Raw genomic sequence first — 17,804 nt, 5'->3', positions numbered from 1 at the left:
CACCATCACTTAGTCTCTCAAATCCAGGAGGGGAAAATCGCCTCTCCCTCTCCTGCAGTTATGGAGTTAAAAAGGGAAATTGTAAGCTGAAAAATTTCATGTTATAATGCCGCCAGTTTAATAATAGCTTTCCGAGCCTTTTGTCCTAAAGGAATAGCCAAGGGCATCGGCCGATAGGGTGCCACTGGAAACGGTGACGCCTCCCATGTTTGGAAAGGAGAGCCGAATTGAAACTAAGTTACGTTGATATTAAAAGCGCCCTGGTAACGGTGGCGTTTTATTTTTGGATCAGAAATCGTTCATATTTTTACGCTTTCGCCCCTGACTCTCTTTCAACTCTACAAGGTTCACTTCTTTGTCTTGGCTATGACAGAATATCTAGCTGTCACTGGCACAACGGACAACTGCTAGCCATTAATAAGTCGCCTCCACTTCGGCATAAATTGGAGCAAACTGTGTCAGCTTCGTATCGGAAAGCATTACAGCTAGTTATAAAAAAGTGATAAGGAGGATAGACAATGAACAAAAGGTTTTTCAGGAAATTAACAATCTTTACCACAATAGCGGTGTTGCTCTCACTGTTGATTGGATGTGCACCTTCTACCCAATCTGAACCACCAACTCCGCAATATCCAGTTCATGCCCCCGAAACAAGGTTCAAAATTGCTACCACGACCAGTCTATACGACACGGGGTTATGGTACTATTTAGAGCCCATGTTTGAGGAATATGCTGATGTAGAAATGGATATCATCTATGCGGGCACAGGAATAGCACTTGAATATGGCAGGAGAGGTGACGTGGACGCGGTGATTGTTCATGACCGTGCCGCTGAAGACAAGTTCATTGCTGAAGGTTACGGAATTAACCGGAGGAACTTTGCTTATAATTTCTTTCTTATTGCCGGCCCGGCCGGTGACCCGGCTGGAATTAAAGGCGCAACAGCAACCGAGGCCTTTAAGAAGATATATCAGGCAGGGATGAATGACCCGAACACCGTCAAGTTTATTTCCAGAGGTGACAACTCCGGGACTCACTCCAAGGAAAAACTTATCTGGAGCAAAGCCGGGTACAAATACGAGGATGTTGAGAAGTCTGGCAAATGGCATATAGAAGCTGGCAAAGGAATGGGGCCCACCCTGCTGATGTCTAACGAAGAGCAGGCATATGTACTTGCGGACATATCCACATTTCTCGCCTATACAAAAAAAACTAACTTAACCATTGTACCAATAGTAGAGGAAGACCCTGTGTTCCTCAACGTATATGCAGCTATCGCCGCCAATCCTGACACGACAAAGGTTATTAACCTAGATATTGCCAACAAGTTCATCAACTGGCTCATTTCAGCCGAAATCCAGAATTTAATCGGGACTTATGGCAAAGCCGAATACGGCAGGTCTCTTTTCTTCCCGCTGGCCGATGGTGGCTGCAAGATAGAAGGTTGCCCGTCACATGAAGAATATACAAAACCAGTTCCGTAACAGGTTTACAGAGAGCCCGGGCCATGTCTGCCTCACTACGTAGATGGTATAAACATCCAAGGTGGTAGTACGAATTGGCTGAAATATGGCAAGGATTTCTAAAAGCAATCCAGCTTATTGTCACGCTTGACCCCGAAGTCCTGGAGATAACCGGCAGAACGCTGGCCATCTCTATTTCTTCAACCATTATCGCCGCTTTAATGTGTTTACCTCTGGGTAGCCTGATTCATTTCAACAATTTCCGTGGTAAGAGAACTCTGATAAATTTGATACAGACTTTCTATAGTGTGCCCACGGTGGCGGTCGGCTTAATTGTATTTCTGCTTTTCTCTCGGTCTGGACCATTGGGTTTCCTGGAGCTTCTATTCACACCTCAAGTCATGATAATAGGTCAAGTAATACTTATATCGCCGATAATGCTGGGGCTGGTGATAGCTGCTTTAAGTGGTGTGGACAAAGCTGCACATGAAACGGCAGTAGCCATCGGCGCCAGTCAATTTCAGGCGACAACCATTGTCATACGAGAAGCCAGATATGCCATTTATTCTGCTCTAATAATGGGATTTGGGAGAGCTATATCAGAAGTCGGTCTGGCTTTGATGGTAGGTGGTAACATACGTGGATACACCAGGGTAATGACCACGGCTATTTCTTTGGAAACGTCGAAGGGAGATATAGTGCTGTCTATCGCGCTCGGAATAATACTGATCAGTCTGGCGCTAATCATCAATTTCGCTTTCAGTAGACTGCAGCAGAGGTGGAAATAGATGGCTTTACTGGAAACCGTGAGCCTGGGGCACAAATACGATGGATGCCCGGTCTTAAAAGATGCAAACCTGGGGGTCAACAGGGGCGAAGCTTTTGGTCTAATTGGTCCCACAGGTGCCGGCAAAACGACATTGCTCAGACTGTTAGACTTTCTTGAGGTGCCCACTTCAGGAAAAATTTATTTCGAGGGCGTGGATGTGACCCTTTCTGGGAAGCACAGATTAGAGACACGCCGCAGGATGGCATTTGTGCAGCAGAAGCCAATAGTGTTCACCATGAGCGTCTACGATAATGTCGCTTGTGGCCTTAGATGGAGACGGGAGGCGCATGATATTATCCGCAAGAAGGTGGATAATGCGCTGGAGCTTGTCAATCTGGCCGAATACAAAAACAGAAACGCCAAAACACTCTCCGGAGGCGAGACGCAGCGGGTTGCCATAGCCCGTGCTCTGGTTACACAGCCGGAGGTACTCTTTTTGGACGAGCCTACCGCCAACCTGGACCCCGTCTCGGCATCACAAGTAGAGAAAGTCTTAAGCAACATCATCCAGGAGCAAAGAGTAACTGTGATAATGGCTACCCACGATATGTCACAGGGGCAACGCCTTGCCGACAAAATCGGCGTGCTCATAGGTGGCGAGATACTGCAAATAGGCAGCCCCAACGAAATATTCTGTGCCCCCAAGAATATGGAGGTGGCTGAGTTCGTTGGCGTAGAAAACATCCTGAACGGAGTAATAGTGGAGAAAGATGACAATCTGGTAACCATACAAGTGAATGATAGCACCATCCAGGCTGTCTCTGATTGTGAAATCGGCGAGGCGGTTTATGCCCTCATCAGGCCCGAAGACATAACCTTCACACTGGCAAAAGGCAGGACCAGTGCCAGAAACACGTTTCAAGGGAAGGTAACCAGAATGACCCCGGTGGGACCGCTGTTGAGAATCGAGGTAGATTGCGGCTTTAATTTGCTGGGCGTGGTAACAAAGATGTCAGCGGAAGAGCTAGACCTTGACATCGGCAAGAAAGTTTACGCCAGCTTTAAAGCCACTGCGGTACATACTATTAAGAGGTGGACCTAGCGGTTCGATGGTGATGAGCGCAAATACGCCCCTATGGAATCTAGGGAATTTTTCGACCCGGTGCGCTGGACTAGCTTTTTGTTTTCGCCAGTCCAACAGATATCGCCACACGCCTCCATAATTTCGATATGAGCCCTGATTTCGTTTTCCGCTAATGCTTTTCCCATGCCAGCAAGCCGCGAAGGAGGAAAATGCTGGACGGCGATATCTTTTATGCCAGCCGGTTTGTCATCAATAATTTCCAAGATATCGCCACAGCGGTCAATATGAAACTGGATAATTTCCTTAGCTCGCTCGGCACTACCAAGAAGGTTGAACCGACCGTTATAGAACAGGCGATGGGCGGGAAAGGTAGCTTTAAGGGGCTGTGAGGCAAGATGGGCTATCTTGCTTAAAGATTTGATATAGTTCATTAGCCCGTAAACATTGTTTCTTCGGCGATACCCTTCTGGTAAGATCCGGCGATTGACTTCGAAGGCATATGCCAGGGAAGGCTGAGAGGTGATGTCAGGCAGTAAGGTATCACCGGTAAATATAGCCTCATCCTCCAAAACGATGCAGATCGAGTCGGGGGTGTGCCCCGGGGTAAAGACGAAGCTAAGGGCGTCGTCTGGCAGCTCTTGGTCATCCTCGATATTAAAGTCAATTTTCAACGAACTTCTTGCCTTATGGTATGGTAAGCAGTTCTTGTAGAAGGTTTCAGGCATTCTGCAGAAACGGCAAGAACCGGGCAGCTCAGGATGCAGGGCGCCTTCTTTTATGTGGGGGTGATAGGAAATCATCTGGCGGTAAATTGCGTGGGCCCATAATTCAGTCTGCGTTGCGGAGATTATTTCAACCACATTACCATCATGGTCTTCGTGGCTGTGGGTGACGACGGTTCTATCGATATCCGAAAATCCCTTGCCTATTGACTTTAGAAGAATCCCAAAAACCTCGAAGTTACCGAGCCGGCCAGTGTCTATCAAGGTAGTCTTCTGGCCAACGACTAAATAACACCAGGTAGGCCCAAGGTCCCAATCGGCATGGGTGTATATGTTAGGTATGGCCAATCCGAAGACATCGGTTCCTTTAGTGGTCTTATAATGGATGACCATACCTTCTCCATTATCTTTCCCCTTAACTATTAAATCCGGTGTCTTCATTGTTCGACCTCTATACTTTCTACGCGGCACTCTTGCCCGCTAATCACCTCAAGATTGGTTCCCTGGCAATCCGGACAAATCCATGCGGAGTCTTTTGGATTAAAGGCAATCAGGCAGTCTCGACACCGCAGTTCTGCCGGCACCAGTTTAAAATCGAGGGTGGCTCCCTCAGCTGCATTACCTTTCTTGAGAAAATCGAAGTAGAAAAGGACGGAATCGCTGACGACCCCTGATAGCTCACCGATGACCAGATTTATCTTGGTGACCTTATTTGCCGGAGCTGCTTTTGCCTCTTTTAGGACGATATCCAGTATGTTCTGCGTTATGACTAATTCGTGCACCGTCTTAGTTTTCGCACCTTTATCCCAAAACCTGGTGAATTATAGACTTTTGCCTTCAGCTTTTCAAAAATGTAGGACGCCCGTCCTTGACAAAACAGGGAGAACTCGCTAAAGTCTTCAACCATCCAGTAGGGCACTGAAGATCATGGCCTTTTGATATAGGAGGTAAATGAATTGCTAATTGCTGTAGATGCTATGGGCGGTGACTACGCTCCCCGGGAAGTGATTAAAGGGGCCATAGAAGCAGCTAGAGAGTTCCCGATAGATATCGCGCTAGTCGGTAACAAACCTGTGCTTGAGATGTTGCTTCGGCGTTATTCAAGAAAACCGAATATTAGCATTATCGAGGCGAGCCAGGTCGTCGAGCAAGATGAGGATCCAATACAGGGAGTCCAAAATAAGCCGGATTCGTCAGTAGTGGTCGGAGCCAGGCTGGTAAAAGATGGTATCGCCGACGGCTTCATCTCCGCTGGTAGCACGGGAGCCGCTGTAGTCGCCTCATTTCTCAATCTAAAGGCAGTAGAGGGCGTCCAGCGGTTGGCAGTGTGTGCCGTAGCCTACCTTAACCAACCTCAGCCGACTCTAATTATTGATTCTGGGGTCAATGTCAACTGTCGCCCCATCTTTCTGGTTCAATTTGCCCAGATCGCCAACATTCTAGCTGAACAGGTTCTTGATATAAGCTCACCACGAGTGGGATTACTAAACGTTGGCTCAGAGGAACTTAAGGGCAGCACTCTGGCCAAAGAGGCCCATCAGCTCATAAAAAAGACCGATTTGAATTTCATCGGCAATATAGAAGGTTTTGATGTCCTCCATGGGAAAGCTGATGTAATTGTTACTGATGGCTTCACCGGGAACGTATTGATTAAGACTATAGAAGGATACTCGCAAGTTGTCCAGAGTTTGCTGGAGCTGGGGCAAGCCGCTAAAATCGACCGTTACCTCACGGGAGCTGCCCTAGCACAGTATGTACAACTGACCGCGACTGTTAAGAATCTGGACTACAAAGAATACGGTGGAGGATGTTTACTGGGGCTAGAAGGAAACATCGTCATAGCTCATGGCCGTAGTCGGGCCAAAGCCATCAAAAGCGCTATATACTTGGCCTATCACGCTGCACGACAGGGTATAGTCGAAGCCATCAAAAATGGCCACTACGCATCAGAATAGTATTGGTATTTAGAGTTGGTGGTGCTGATGAAAACAGTCTCTTAAAGTTCGCTCTATAACGTGCTACAATTGCTCCTGATGGTATAAAAAAGGAGTGAAAAGAGAAATTTCCATAGTCAAGCTGGAGCCAGGCGTAAGCCATGCCATCAGAGCATTTCTAGCCGATAAAGGTACCCAGCAGCCTATTCGCATCGATACCAATTTTAGCGGATGCTGCGATGCCTCACTATGTCTGCGCGTGGACAATATCCTTGAGACGGATTTGACCGTAGAATTAGAAGGCCTGACATTCGTTATCAATCCCGATACTTACCAGCTTGTTGGTGAAGTAACCATCTCCTACGTGGATGAAAGGGAGAGAAAAGGATTTGTTCTCACATCAAGCAAACCTATAAGCGAGTGGGATGGTTTCGGTGTCAGTGACATTAAGATTTGACCTGAAACTTAAAAAATAAATCATAGGGAGGGTTCAAATGGAGCAATATAAACTGTTTATTGATGGAGAATTTGTCGACGCCGCAGACGGAAAGACCTTCGAATCGATCGACCCTGGCACTGAAGCTCCTATAGCAACAGTAGCACAAGCGGGAAAGGCTGATGCAGAGGCGGCTATAGCCGCCTCACGTAAGGCTTTCGACAGCGGGGGCTGGAGCGGGTTGTCCCCGGTGGCCCGTATGGCAAAAATTCAGGATTTTGCCGACCAGGTAGCACAGCAGGGGCTACGTCTGGCTGCAACTGAATGCATGGATTCAGACCAGATCATGGGACTCGCCAAGTTCGGGCCCTTGCTCGGCATCGGGTTATTGCGCAATCTGAGTCTAGTAGCGGCCACAAAATTTCCCTGGGAGGAAGAGATCCAGATCTCAGGGAATGTATTTGCACCGGGCCGTGAATTTATCCGCAGGGAGCCAATTGGCGTATGCGTGGGAATCATTCCCTGGAACTTCCCCATGACCATGGCTTTCTGGAAAATCGCCCCTGCCCTCGTAATGGGAAATACCATCGTTTTGAAACCGGCTTCGGCAACCCCATTGAGCGCACTTATCATTGCTGAAGCCGCCAAAGCGGCCGGCATTCCCAACGGGGTGGTAAATGTCATAACCGGACCAGGGGGAGAGCTGGGCAAAATTCTCTGTACCCACCCCGATGTGGGCAAGATAGCCTTTACCGGCAGCACGGAAGTCGGACGTGAAATCATGAGACTGGCATCCGACACGGTGAAAAAAGTGACACTCGAGCTCGGCGGTAAATCGGCCAATATCATACTTGACGATGCTGATATGGACCTGGCCGTAGAGGGCGCCGTTTTCGGCACCTTCTTCCACCAGGGACAGATATGCGAATCAGGTACACGCGTACTAGTCTCATCAAAGATATATGATGAGTTCCTCGACAAGATGAAAAAGCGAGCTGAATCTATCCGCATCGGATACCAGATGGACCCTAACTCGCACATGGGGCCTCTTGTCAGCAAGACGCAATTGGCCACAGTCGAACGTTACGTCAAAATGGGTAATGAAGAGGGAGCGGAACTGATCACAGGTGGAAAACGCGTCGAGGTTAAAGGAATCAATGGCGGATTCTACTATGCTCCCACCATTTTCGCCAACGTGAACAACAAAATGCGTATCGCGCAGGAAGAGATCTTTGGCCCAGTTGTCTGTGTTATAAAATACGACAGCGATGAAGAAGCAGTGGCAATTGCCAATGACTCCATTTATGGCCTGGGAGGAGGGGTATTTTCTTCTAACACCGCCAGGGCCGAGCGTGTAGCCCGCGGGGTACGTACCGGAACAATGTGGATAAACAATTACCACGTCTTTGCCGATTTCTGCCCCTTTGGTGGGTATAAGCAGTCCGGCGTAGGACGTGAGCTGGGGCTCGCGGGATTACATGAATATACCCAGATCAAGAGAATACATGTGTCCGCCCTGGCCGACCATAAGACGAATATCTCCTTTCAACTTATGTCGGACTATAAAAAGGTAGACGGTTTTTCGTACAACTGTCCGACTAATGTAGTCGCTGGCCACGGAGCTCTGAGCTCAATCTACAAGGCAGTTGCGGATCTTGGCTGCCGCAGGGCTTTGATTCTTACCGATCCCGGCGTAAGGCAGGCCGGGCTGGCTGAGCTGGCGAAGAATGCCCTTGCGGATTTCTGCGTGGGTATCTATGACAATATCCCGTCGGATCCCGATCTGGAAACAGTAGATGCGGCCACTGCCATGGCCCGCGAACTGAAGGCGGACTGTATCGTAAGCGTGGGTGGTGGGAGCGTTATCGATACTGCCAAAGGGGTCTGTGTGACCTTAAAGAACGGCGGCAAGGCGAATGACCATCTGAACATGTTGGTACTCACTGAGCCTCAAACCCCTCATATCGCCATTCCAACAACAGCGGGAACCGGCAGTGAAGTAACAAGCATAGCCGTACTCACAAGCAAAGGCGCGGGACGTAAACTGTTCATAGTCGACACACGAATCATGCCAAATGTGGCTATTCTGGACCCGCGCTTCACCACGTCTTTTCCCCAAGGATATAACCGTATCCACCGCCATGGATGCCCTGACACATGCCATCGAGGCTATGACAAGCACCATGGCAAACAAGATATGTGACGGTCAAGCATTGCAGGCTATACGCCTGATCCACGAGAACCTACCGCTCGTGGTAGCCGATGGCGAGAATGAAAAGGCACGGCTCAATTTGCAGTTAGCAGCCACCATGGCAGGTTGGGCATTCACCATGGCCCAGGTCGGCCTGGCACATGGTATGGCGCATACTATAGGGACACTATACCATGTCCCACATGGGGCAGCTTGCGGCATAGTGCTCCCGAAGGTGATGCGGTACAACGTCGATCACGCGGCTGACAAACTAGCTCAGGTAGCACAGGCCCTGGGCGTTAACACCAGCGGCATGGCGGAGCGCGATGCCGCCCTGGCAGCAGCGGACGCAGTGGAAGCACTGATGACAAAAGTGGGCCATCCGATGAGGCTGCGCGACGTGGGCGTTCCGGAAGAGAACCTGGCCATATGCGCCTTCCATGCTATTGCCGATACGGCTGTCCTATTCAATGGGCGCCCTGTCAGTGACCCGAATGAAGTTCTGCAAATTTACAGCCAGGCTTATTAGAGCTAAGACCATGATATAGAGGGGCATGAAATAACTGAATAACTGGCCTCTCAGTTGATCTCTCCAGTAAGGAGTCATCGGGGACCTGTTCTGCTTATCTGGAAACGCTTTAGAACCATGAGCAGAATAAGAATGAGAGGATATATTGCTAGAATAAGGGGTGCGTTCTGAAACAAGCTCTGGACCAAAAGAACAATGGATAACGTAATAATTAAAATGGCAGTGCTCAGCCCTGATTTTCGTATGATCAAGAAGAGTGTGAAGGCTATCGCCGCCACTATCAAAAAGTGCCACCATACTAGGCAAACAAGCACTCCATAAATCGTAGTGGCCCCCAGCCCCCCTTTGAATTTCAAAAAGACGGACCAGTTATGGCCGACCACTGCAGCAAAGCCGGCAATCATCACTACCACAAGAGATTCAGTGAGCATACTGGCAATCAATACAGCTAGCGCTCCTTCGCCCACATCCATTGCAACAACCAATACAAAAGGAACAACACCCAACTTCCTGTGGACAGCCGCTGCGCTTATACGGCCATCACCCTCCTGGCGCACATCAATCTTCCCCATCAAACGGCCGATAATGTAAGCGGAAGGAATGGAGCCTATTAGATAACCCAGAACTACTGCTATGACCTCATTTATCAAAGCGGTCTTCCTTGTAATAAGCCAGAGCGAGTGTTCCCCGACCGGTGGCATAACCCATAATGGGGCTGAAATCAGTTATAAAGAGCTCAGCGCAGTTGAACTCAGCGGCTATCTTTTCCTTGAGTTTTTCAGCTTCTTTCAAGGCGTCAGCGTGCATAACCGCCACGTGGACCGGCTCCGAATTGACTACGTGATTTCTCATTATCTTGAGCATTTTTTCAATCCCGCTCTGTTTAGTTCTAGCAGCGGCGGCGAAGTGGATGTTGCCATTGGAACCGGTTAGAATGGGCTTAATGGAAAGCATAGAGCCTATTTCAGAGGCAACTTTAGGCATCCTTCCGGTTCTATAGACATGGCGAATGGTTTCCAGAAGACCAACGAATTTAACCCGTCCTTTAACTTTTTTAGCTATGGAAATGACTTCATCAAAAGACTTACCCTCGGCGGCTGCTCTGGCTGCTGCCAAAGCGATAAGACCTTCAGCAGCGGCAACGGTTTCGCTGTCAAGAACTTCAATGGCAGTTTGAGGTGACTCTTCCTTGAATATCTCTTTAGCATTTTGGGCACTGCAGTAGAACATGCTCAGTTTTGAGGATATGGTGACCACTAGGATACTACGAGCATGCTTACTGAGTTCCCGGTAGGCCTCAAGGTAGTCCTCAGGAGAAGGCGCGGAACTTTTCCAGAATTCGGGAGCTTTTTCCAGAAACTCATAGGCCTGAGTTGAACTCAGGTCTATAAAGTCTCGATAAACGTGGCCGTTGAATAATATATTGACCGGGATTATTCTAATCCCATAGTCCTCGGCTTGCTTTTTTGTAATGCAGGCAATGCTGTCAGCGATAATAGTGGTGCTGGTCATGCCTTTCCAGTTAACATAATGTGTTATGCCTCGGATAACGAGGCTATCGTAGCACCATATATCATCGCTGTCAAGCAGGTGTAGGCGAATCTGCGAAGAAAAGATTTCAAATTTGCCCTCGGCACTCGCCTGAAGTACAATTCATTTGTTTATGGCTAGAGTTGGAACAGTAGAATTAGCTCGAATAAGCACTCGCGGCGTGGTTCAGGGGGTTGGCTTCAGGCCTTTCGTTTATCAGCTGGCTGCTAAATACAACCTGAAAGGCTGGGTTTGCAATACCTCCGAGGATGTTAAAATTGAAGTTCAAGGTGAAAGCAAAGATCTGAAGCGTTTCTTGTTTGACCTCCAAGATAAGGCACCGCCGCTGGCTCGCATAGAAAGCATAACTGTTACCTATCATCCGCCGACAGACTACACAAACTTTGAAATCCGTAGTAGCATCGCCGAAGCAGACAAATATCAACTGGTGTCTCCGGACATCGCTACTTGCCTGGCCTGCCTTGAGGAAATCTTCAACCCCGAAGACAGACGCTACCATTACCCCTTCACTAACTGTACCAATTGCGGCCCCCGCTTCACCATTATAGAAGACATTCCCTACGACCGTCCCAAAACCACCATGCGCTCCTTTCAGATGTGCACTGATTGCCAGATAGAGTACAAAAACCCTTTAGACCGCCGTTTCCACGCTCAGCCCAATGCCTGCCCCAAATGCGGGCCAGAGCTGGAACTGCTCGATGTCAAGGGAAATCATGTCGAAACATCCGACGTCATTGTCATTGCCAGCCGTCTTCTCAAAGAAGGAAAAATTCTTGCCATCAAGGGTCTGGGTGGTTTTCTCCTGGCCTGCGATGCCACCAGTGAGAAAGCTGTTGAACTGCTGCGCCAGAGAAAGAGACGCCCATTCAAGCCACTAGCCATAATGGTCGCCGACATAGAGGAAGCTAAGAGACATTGCTACGTATCTGAAATAGAAGAAAAGCTGCTTACATCGGCGCAGAGTCCAATAGTGCTGATGGGGTGGAAGCCAGAGTCCACGGTATGCGAGGCAGTAACTCCAAACCTTAAATACCTTGGTGTGATGCTACCATACACTCCACTGCATCATCTCTTGCTCAGAGATATAGGACTGCCGTTGGTAATGACCAGCGGCAATATCAGCGAGGAGCCGATTGCCAAAGATAACGATGAGGCTGTCAGACGGCTCTTGGGAATTGCTGATTGCTTCCTGGTCCATAACCGTGACATACATGCCAGGTATGACGACAGTGTGACTGTCATCGAAAGAGGCGAGCTCCAGCTTACACGGCGTGCTCGCAGCTATGCACCGTATCCTATTCACCTACCTTTCACAGCTAAGCAGGTGCTCGGCTGTGGTGCTGAGGAGAAGAACACTTTCTGTTTAACCAAAGACAATTATGCCTTCATCAGCCAGCATATCGGCGACATGGAAAACCTGGAGACCATGGAACATTTCGAAAACACATTAGCTCTGTATAAAAAGCTGTTCCGTATCGAGCCTGAAATCGTTGCCTATGACCTCCATCCGGAATACCTTTCAACCAAATACGCGCTGGAGCTGGGTAGCCAGTTCAGCCATCTTAAGCTCGTGCCGGTTCAGCACCATCATGCCCACATCGTTAGCTGTATGGTTGACAATGGAGTAGAGTCGCCGGTTATCGGTGTGGCTTTAGACGGCACGGGATATGGTAGCGATGGGCGCATCTGGGGAGGAGAATTTCTGGCCGCTGATTACAAAGGTTTCCAGAGAATGGGGCACCTTGAGTACCTCCCTTTGCCCGGTGGAGCTGCTGCCATCAGAAGGCCGTACCGAACTGCCATAGGCTACCTTCTCAAGCTACTGGGAGAGGACTCCATCAGCCCCAAACTAGGTTTCTTGAAGCAAGTTGATGCTGTTGAAATTGAGCTTATCAAGCGGCAAATCCAGACCGGACTTAACTCACCATTGTCTTCGAGTATGGGGCGTCTATTCGATGCCGTATCAGCCTTGCTAGGCATCAGGGGCGAGATAGATTATGAAGGTCAGGCAGCTGTCGAGCTTGAGATGGCAGCCTATGATGCTGGCGATGAAGTCGGCAGTGACAGTTACCCATATTCTATAGTTGAGCATGATGGGACAAATATCATCCAGCTCAAAGAGCTGCTTTCTGCCATAGTCAAGGATTTATATCAAGACGTGTCTAAAGCTACAATATCAGCCCGATTTCACAATACCGCAGCCCAGATGATATGCAAGATGTGTCAATTGATAGCCAAGAAGACCGGAATTAACCGGGTAGCCTTGAGCGGCGGTGTCTTCCAGAATCGGTTGCTGCTAAGAAAAGTCGTGCCTTTGCTTGAATCTGTCGACTTTTCGGTGTTAACCCATAAGCAGGTGCCATGTAATGACGGCGGTATCTCCTTAGGCCAGGCCGTCATCGCCAATTTCAGTTGAAAGGAAAACTATGTGTTTAGCTGTTCCAGTACAGGTTACTTCGATAGACGGCAATGAAGCTGAGGTGGAAATCGGCGGTGTAAAACGCCGAGTCAGCATAATGCTTACCCCGGAGGCCAAGGTCGGCGATTATGTCCTGCTACACACCGGCTATGCCATAAACGTTATCGACGAAGCCGAAGCCCAGGAGACACTGAAGATATTGGAGGAGATGGTGAGGCTTGGCGATGAAGCGGAATAGGTACGTATTGCATGCCGCTTTGGTTGCTGGAGTTGTGCTTTTGCTCGCCGGCCTGGCTTTATTGTGGGTCCCCAGAAGTCTCAACCGAATTGAGGAACGCAAGCCTGTCGACCCCTATGATGCGATGAAGGGTTATATTGAGGAGACTCGTGGTATAGCCTTGGAGCTCAAAGATTTCACCTGGGATGAGTTTTCCGTTATTGGCCTGGAAGTGCCGCCGAGTGACGTATGTAAGCTGGGTGAGTATGTGACTACAAAAGGGTCATTTGATGAAAGCAGCGGCTGTAAGTGGATCCCCCTGCCCGAGATGCTGCCGCGGCCAGAATCGGCAGGGACTCTAGTGCTTTATTGCGATATGTCTTTAGAGATGGCGGAAAAGGTACGAGCAACAAGGCCGTCCGATAATTCCACCATGCCCCAGTGGCTGGATCTGTGCAACCAGCTTCAGTCGACGCTGAATGGCGCAGAGCACTTAGCCATGAGCTACAAGAATACTAATGAGTACGTCCTCACTAACATTGGGGACAGCATCGGTAACTCAGACCCGGCGATAAAGCAGAAGTACCTGGATAAATTTAAAAACAAGTCTGCAGAGTATCTAAGCCTTCTTGAAGATTTGGCAAATAATCTCGAGCAAGCCGAGCAGGCGTTGTTGCAGCTAACCAACGGGAAGCTTGCTGGTGAAACTGTCCTGGAAGAAAGAGTCGAATAGTGAAATTTATTGATGAATACCGGGATGTTGAGCTGGGCAAAAAGCTGGTAGCCAGAATAGAGCAACTGTCGAAAAGGCCAGCCAGGCTGATGGAGTTCTGCGGCGGGCACACCGTAGCCATCATGAGAAACGGTATCCGCCAGCTTCTTCCCCCAACTGTAGAGATGCTCTCTGGCCCGGGCTGCCCGGTGTGTGTTACCGCCAACGCCGATATAGATAAAGCTATTGCCCTGGCCCGCTTGCCCGATGTCATTATCACCACCTTCGGCGATATGATGAAAGTCCCCGGCAGCTATTCCAGCCTGCAGAAAGTCAGAGCAGAAGAGGCTGATATCCGCATTGTCTACTCCACCCAAGATGCTCTGCAAATTGCCAGGGACAACCCAACACGGTCGGTTATCTTCATCGGCATCGGCTTTGAGACCACCAGCCCAACCATCGCCGCCTCCATTTTTCAGGCTGAAAATGAAGGAATCAGAAACTTTTACGTCCTCTGCCTGCTGAAGCTATGCCCACCAATAATGAAAGCTATCCTTGATTTGGGTGAGCTCAAGCTGGACGGCATCGTTTGCCCTGGGCATGTCAGTGCCATAATTGGCTCTCGTCACTACGAATTCATCCCCCGCGACTACGGCGTTGCCTGCGTAGTCTCAGGCTTCGAGCCGCTGGATATTCTGCAGTCCGTAGCCATGCTGGTGGAGCAAATCGAAAGCGGCAAGCCGCGGGTGGAGATAGCCTACCGCCGTGGCGTTAAGCCTGAAGGTAACATAACAGCCTTAAAGCTAATGGACAGCGTTTTTGAAGTCAGTGGCGCCGATTGGAGAGGTATAGGCGTTGTTCCAGCCAGCGGCCTGAAACTGAGAAAGGAATACGGACGTTTCGACGCCGAGCTAGCCTTTTCAGTAACCCTGGAGCCGGTCCGAGAAGCGAAGGGCTGCATCTGCGGCGATATCCTTCGCGGTGTAAAGACTCCTAATGAGTGCAAGCTATTCCGCAAGGCCTGTTTTCCAGAGCAACCTGTAGGGCCATGCATGGTATCTTCAGAAGGTGCCTGTGCCGCTTATTATCAATATGAAATTGTTTAGCAACCTCACCCCCTTAATCCCCCTCTCCTTTGTAAGGAGAAAAACTGTAGGGACAGACCTTCAGGTCTGTCCACCTCGGACAGGTCTAAAGACCTGGCCCTACATTCTCTACTATAAGTACGGAGCTGATTATGGATGATGAAATAATCCTGCTGGCTCATGGCAGCGGCAGCCGGCTGAGTCATGAGCTGATAGAGAAAAATTTCCTGCCGCCTCTAGCCAATCCGCTATTAGCCAAACTGGACGATTCGGCAGTTTTCGACCTCAGCGGTCGCCTTGCCTTCACCACTGACAGCTATGTAGTTAGTCCCATCTTCTTCCCCGGCGGCGACATTGGAAAGCTAGCTGTCTGCGGCACCATTAACGACATAGCCATGAGCGGAGCCACACCACTGTACCTGAGCCTATCGTTCATTATAGAAGAAGGCTTAACGCTCGGCGAACTGAAAAAGATAGTCAGCTCAATAAAAGCTGCCGCTGAAGAAGCTGGAGTGAAGATAGTCACCGGCGATACCAAGGTGGTAAACCGGGGCGGTGCTGATAAACTGTTCATCAACACCTCGGGCATAGGTATCGTCCCACAGGGTATAGATATATCAGGGGCTAATGCCAAAGTAGGCGACAAAATTATCCTCAGCGGTACCATCGGCGACCACGGCATTGCGGTGATGAGCCAGCGCGAAGGGCTGAAGTTCTCAGTCCCAGTTCAAAGCGACTGCGCCCCCTTGAACAAACTGGTGTCGCAGATGGCGGAAGACTCATCGCAAATTCATTCCCTGCGTGACCCAACTCGAGGCGGCTTAGCCACCACACTCAACGAATTTGCCAAACAGTCCAAAGTGGGCATCAGGATAGAAGAGGGAAAGATACCTATACATGATGGCGTACGAGCTGCCTGCGAGCTTCTCGGCTTCGACCCGCTTTATGTCGCTAATGAAGGCAAGCTGGTAGCTATAGTCACCGCAGACGATGCCCAAATGGTTCTGGCCAAGATGAAACGGAATCAATATGGTGCCGAAGCTGCCATCATCGGTGAGGTAACCGATGAGTACAAAGGCAAGGTGATAATGAAGACGCGGCTCGGGGCATCCCGCATCGTTGATATGCTTAGCGGAGAGCTTCTGCCCCGGATATGCTAGTTCTAGCAACCCATCCCTCCTCCCTTGCTAAGCAGGGAAGAACGAAACCTTATGTTTATCAGCCCTTGTAAAGAGCCAAGGGCAATACTGTATGCCTTATTGATGCTTTGCATGAAAAAGAATGCACGTTTTTAATTGAAAGTACGTTCAGGAAAGGGGAGCCATGTTATCAAACATAAGAGCACAAATAGTATCCGCTTCTTTCGCGTTAATAATGGTTATTATAATGGGCACGGTGACATATAGATATTTTGAGGGATGGACATGGATTCAATGCTTCTATTTCTCTGTTTCGACCTTTACCACAACCGGTTACGGAGACTTGCACCCGACTTCTGACGCCTGCCGCCTGTTCACTGCATTTTATATTCTTATAGGGGCAGCAATAGCATTGACTTCCCTCAGTATAATCGGGACGAGCTATCTCAAAAGGAGAGAGGATAGAATAGTAGAAAGAAGGAAGAAGAGGGGCAAGTTGCCATAAGATTTCCTCGTCCTTCTGCTAAGAGAAGTGGCAGTATAGTTTAGGGAGTGCTACCCCTATCTAAAAATTGCCACCGAATCTACTTGCATTAATCGCCACAAACCTGTAGAATTTGCGGTTGGCAACTCTTGGCAAAGAAAGGGGGTCGAATGCCTAAAGCAAACGTTCAAGAAATTCCGGTTGTCTGGATACAGACAGGTACTTGCACCGGATGTTCAGTCACAGTCCTCAATACAGTTAGCCCAAACATCAAGAATGTCCTTATCGATGAAGTTGTACCCGGTAAACATGTAAGCCTGAAATTCCAGGCGACCGTAATGGCTGGCGAAGGAGAAGCCGCAATTCATGTCCTCGAAAATATGCCAGAGACAAATAAAGGCGGCTATGTTCTGGTAGTCGAAGGCGCCATACCCACCAAAGATGGTGGTATCTACGGAGCACTTGGTGAGAAAAACGACAAACCGGTGCCCATGACAGAGCGGGTTGAAGCTTTAGCCAAGGATGCTCTGGCAGTCATCGCCCTGGGCACCTGCGCTGCCTACGGCGGTATCGCTGCTGGCAAGCCTAACCCCGGTGGTTATATCGGCACCGACAAATTTTTGAAATCGTGCAAAATCAACAAGCCCTTAGTCAATCTACCAGGTTGCCCACCCCACCCCGACTGGTTCATAGGCACGGTCGCCTCCGTGCTGCTTCTAGGCTTACCTAAACCAGAAGATTTAGATGAACTTAAACGCCCCAAGGTTTTCTACGGTAATTTAATACATGAGAATTGTCCCAGACGAGCCTATTTTGATGAAGGAAAATTTGCCAGGAAGTTCGGGGAGCCTGGGTGCCTCAACGAGCTTGGCTGCAAGGGGCCGGTTACTCATGCAGATTGCCCATTGAGGAAATGGAACCATGGAACAAACTGGTGCATCGATGCCGGTTCGCCCTGCATCGGCTGCTGCGAGCCCGGATTTCCCGATTTGGTGGCTCCTGTCTATCAGAAATTAAGCGACGCCAACATGCCCGCTATAGGCAAACTCCGAGGAAAGGAGAAATAGAA

The 17,804-nt window shown here is 49.3% G+C and carries 16 protein-coding genes, 1 pseudogene and 1 riboswitch; of the genes and pseudogenes, 13 read left to right on the top strand and 4 right to left on the bottom strand.

Annotation, left to right across the window (positions count from 1 at the left end):
- Positions 1–117 precede the first annotated feature (117 nt).
- Positions 118–236, top strand: a riboswitch (molybdenum cofactor riboswitch).
- Positions 237–518: 282 nt separating this feature from the next.
- From FJ023_03350 to FJ023_03340, 3 genes are all read left to right on the top strand, one after another.
- Positions 519–1,484, top strand: a complete 966-nt coding sequence (locus FJ023_03350) for a tungsten ABC transporter substrate-binding protein (protein MBM4446373.1) — start codon at positions 519–521, stop codon at positions 1,482–1,484.
- A 74-nt stretch (positions 1,485–1,558) separates the two neighbouring features.
- Positions 1,559–2,251, top strand: coding sequence for an ABC transporter permease subunit (locus FJ023_03345; GenBank protein MBM4446372.1), 693 nt, complete (start codon positions 1,559–1,561; stop codon positions 2,249–2,251).
- Positions 2,252–3,334 carry an ABC transporter ATP-binding protein gene (locus tag FJ023_03340; protein ID MBM4446371.1) on the top strand — a complete coding sequence of 361 codons (1,083 nt, stop codon included), beginning with the start codon at positions 2,252–2,254 and terminating at the stop codon, positions 3,332–3,334. It abuts the gene before it with no gap.
- On the opposite strand, the gene FJ023_03335 is transcribed toward FJ023_03340, so the two are convergent.
- Together FJ023_03335 and hypA are read right to left on the bottom strand one after the other, a co-directional pair.
- A complete protein-coding gene (locus FJ023_03335; GenBank protein ID MBM4446370.1) occupies positions 3,331–4,479 on the bottom strand; it encodes an MBL fold metallo-hydrolase in 1,149 nt (382 codons plus the stop codon). The genes FJ023_03340 and FJ023_03335 overlap by 4 nt on opposite strands.
- Entirely contained in the window at positions 4,476–4,820 is a 345-nt protein-coding gene (hypA, locus tag FJ023_03330; GenBank protein MBM4446369.1) for a hydrogenase maturation nickel metallochaperone HypA, read from the bottom strand. The genes FJ023_03335 and hypA overlap by 4 nt, the downstream gene beginning before the upstream one ends.
- 174 nt (positions 4,821–4,994) lie before the next feature.
- Here hypA and plsX point away from each other — a divergent pair, with 174 nt between their 5' ends.
- The 3 genes and pseudogenes from plsX to FJ023_03315 all read left to right on the top strand — a co-directional run bounded on the left by plsX (position 4,995) and on the right by FJ023_03315 (position 9,128).
- Complete coding sequence (plsX, locus tag FJ023_03325; GenBank protein MBM4446368.1) at positions 4,995–5,993, top strand: phosphate acyltransferase PlsX; 999 nt, start codon at positions 4,995–4,997, stop codon at positions 5,991–5,993.
- 94 nt (positions 5,994–6,087) lie between these two features.
- Positions 6,088–6,429: a hypothetical protein gene (locus FJ023_03320; GenBank protein MBM4446367.1), complete on the top strand. Its 342-nt coding sequence runs from the start codon at positions 6,088–6,090 to the stop codon at positions 6,427–6,429.
- Positions 6,430–6,466: 37 nt separating this feature from the next.
- Positions 6,467–9,128 (top strand): annotated as a pseudogene (locus FJ023_03315) (aldehyde dehydrogenase family protein).
- A 74-nt stretch (positions 9,129–9,202) separates the two neighbouring features.
- On the opposite strand, the gene FJ023_03310 reads toward FJ023_03315, so the two are convergent.
- Positions 9,203–9,829, bottom strand: a complete 627-nt coding sequence (locus tag FJ023_03310) for a glycerol-3-phosphate acyltransferase (GenBank protein MBM4446366.1) — start codon at positions 9,827–9,829, stop codon at positions 9,203–9,205.
- Positions 9,768–10,640, bottom strand: coding sequence for a DegV family protein (locus FJ023_03305; protein MBM4446365.1), 873 nt, complete (start codon positions 10,638–10,640; stop codon positions 9,768–9,770). Before FJ023_03305 ends, FJ023_03310 begins: the two co-directional genes overlap by 62 nt.
- Positions 10,641–10,791: 151 nt before the next feature.
- On the opposite strand from FJ023_03305, the gene hypF reads away from it, so the two are divergent.
- From hypF to FJ023_03270, 7 genes are all read left to right on the top strand, one after another.
- Complete coding sequence (hypF, locus tag FJ023_03300; GenBank protein ID MBM4446364.1) at positions 10,792–13,095, top strand: carbamoyltransferase HypF; 2,304 nt, start codon at positions 10,792–10,794, stop codon at positions 13,093–13,095.
- 10 nt (positions 13,096–13,105) lie between these two features.
- Positions 13,106–13,336, top strand: a complete 231-nt coding sequence (locus FJ023_03295) for a HypC/HybG/HupF family hydrogenase formation chaperone (protein ID MBM4446363.1) — start codon at positions 13,106–13,108, stop codon at positions 13,334–13,336.
- Positions 13,323–14,048 carry a hypothetical protein gene (locus FJ023_03290; protein MBM4446362.1) on the top strand — a complete coding sequence of 242 codons (726 nt, stop codon included), beginning with the start codon at positions 13,323–13,325 and terminating at the stop codon, positions 14,046–14,048. The genes FJ023_03295 and FJ023_03290 overlap by 14 nt, the downstream gene beginning before the upstream one ends.
- A complete protein-coding gene (gene hypD, locus FJ023_03285) occupies positions 14,048–15,133 on the top strand; it encodes a hydrogenase formation protein HypD (protein ID MBM4446361.1) in 1,086 nt (361 codons plus the stop codon). Before FJ023_03290 ends, hypD begins: the two co-directional genes overlap by 1 nt.
- Positions 15,134–15,264: 131 nt before the next feature.
- The gene (hypE, locus tag FJ023_03280) at positions 15,265–16,272 is read left to right on the top strand and encodes a hydrogenase expression/formation protein HypE (protein ID MBM4446360.1); all 1,008 of its coding nucleotides are present in this window, start codon (positions 15,265–15,267) and stop codon (positions 16,270–16,272) included.
- Between the two features lie 163 nt (positions 16,273–16,435).
- Complete coding sequence (locus tag FJ023_03275) at positions 16,436–16,756, top strand: two pore domain potassium channel family protein (GenBank protein MBM4446359.1); 321 nt, start codon at positions 16,436–16,438, stop codon at positions 16,754–16,756.
- Between the two features lie 149 nt (positions 16,757–16,905).
- Complete coding sequence (locus FJ023_03270) at positions 16,906–17,802, top strand: hydrogenase small subunit (protein MBM4446358.1); 897 nt, start codon at positions 16,906–16,908, stop codon at positions 17,800–17,802.
- The last annotated feature ends 2 nt before the right edge of the window (positions 17,803–17,804 follow it).

It is taken from the genome of Chloroflexota bacterium, from assembly GCA_016875875.1.
In the GTDB taxonomy this organism is placed as follows: Bacteria; Chloroflexota; Dehalococcoidia; order GIF9; family UBA5629; genus 9FT-COMBO-48-23.
This window is presented reverse-complemented; position numbering and strand designations above follow the sequence as displayed.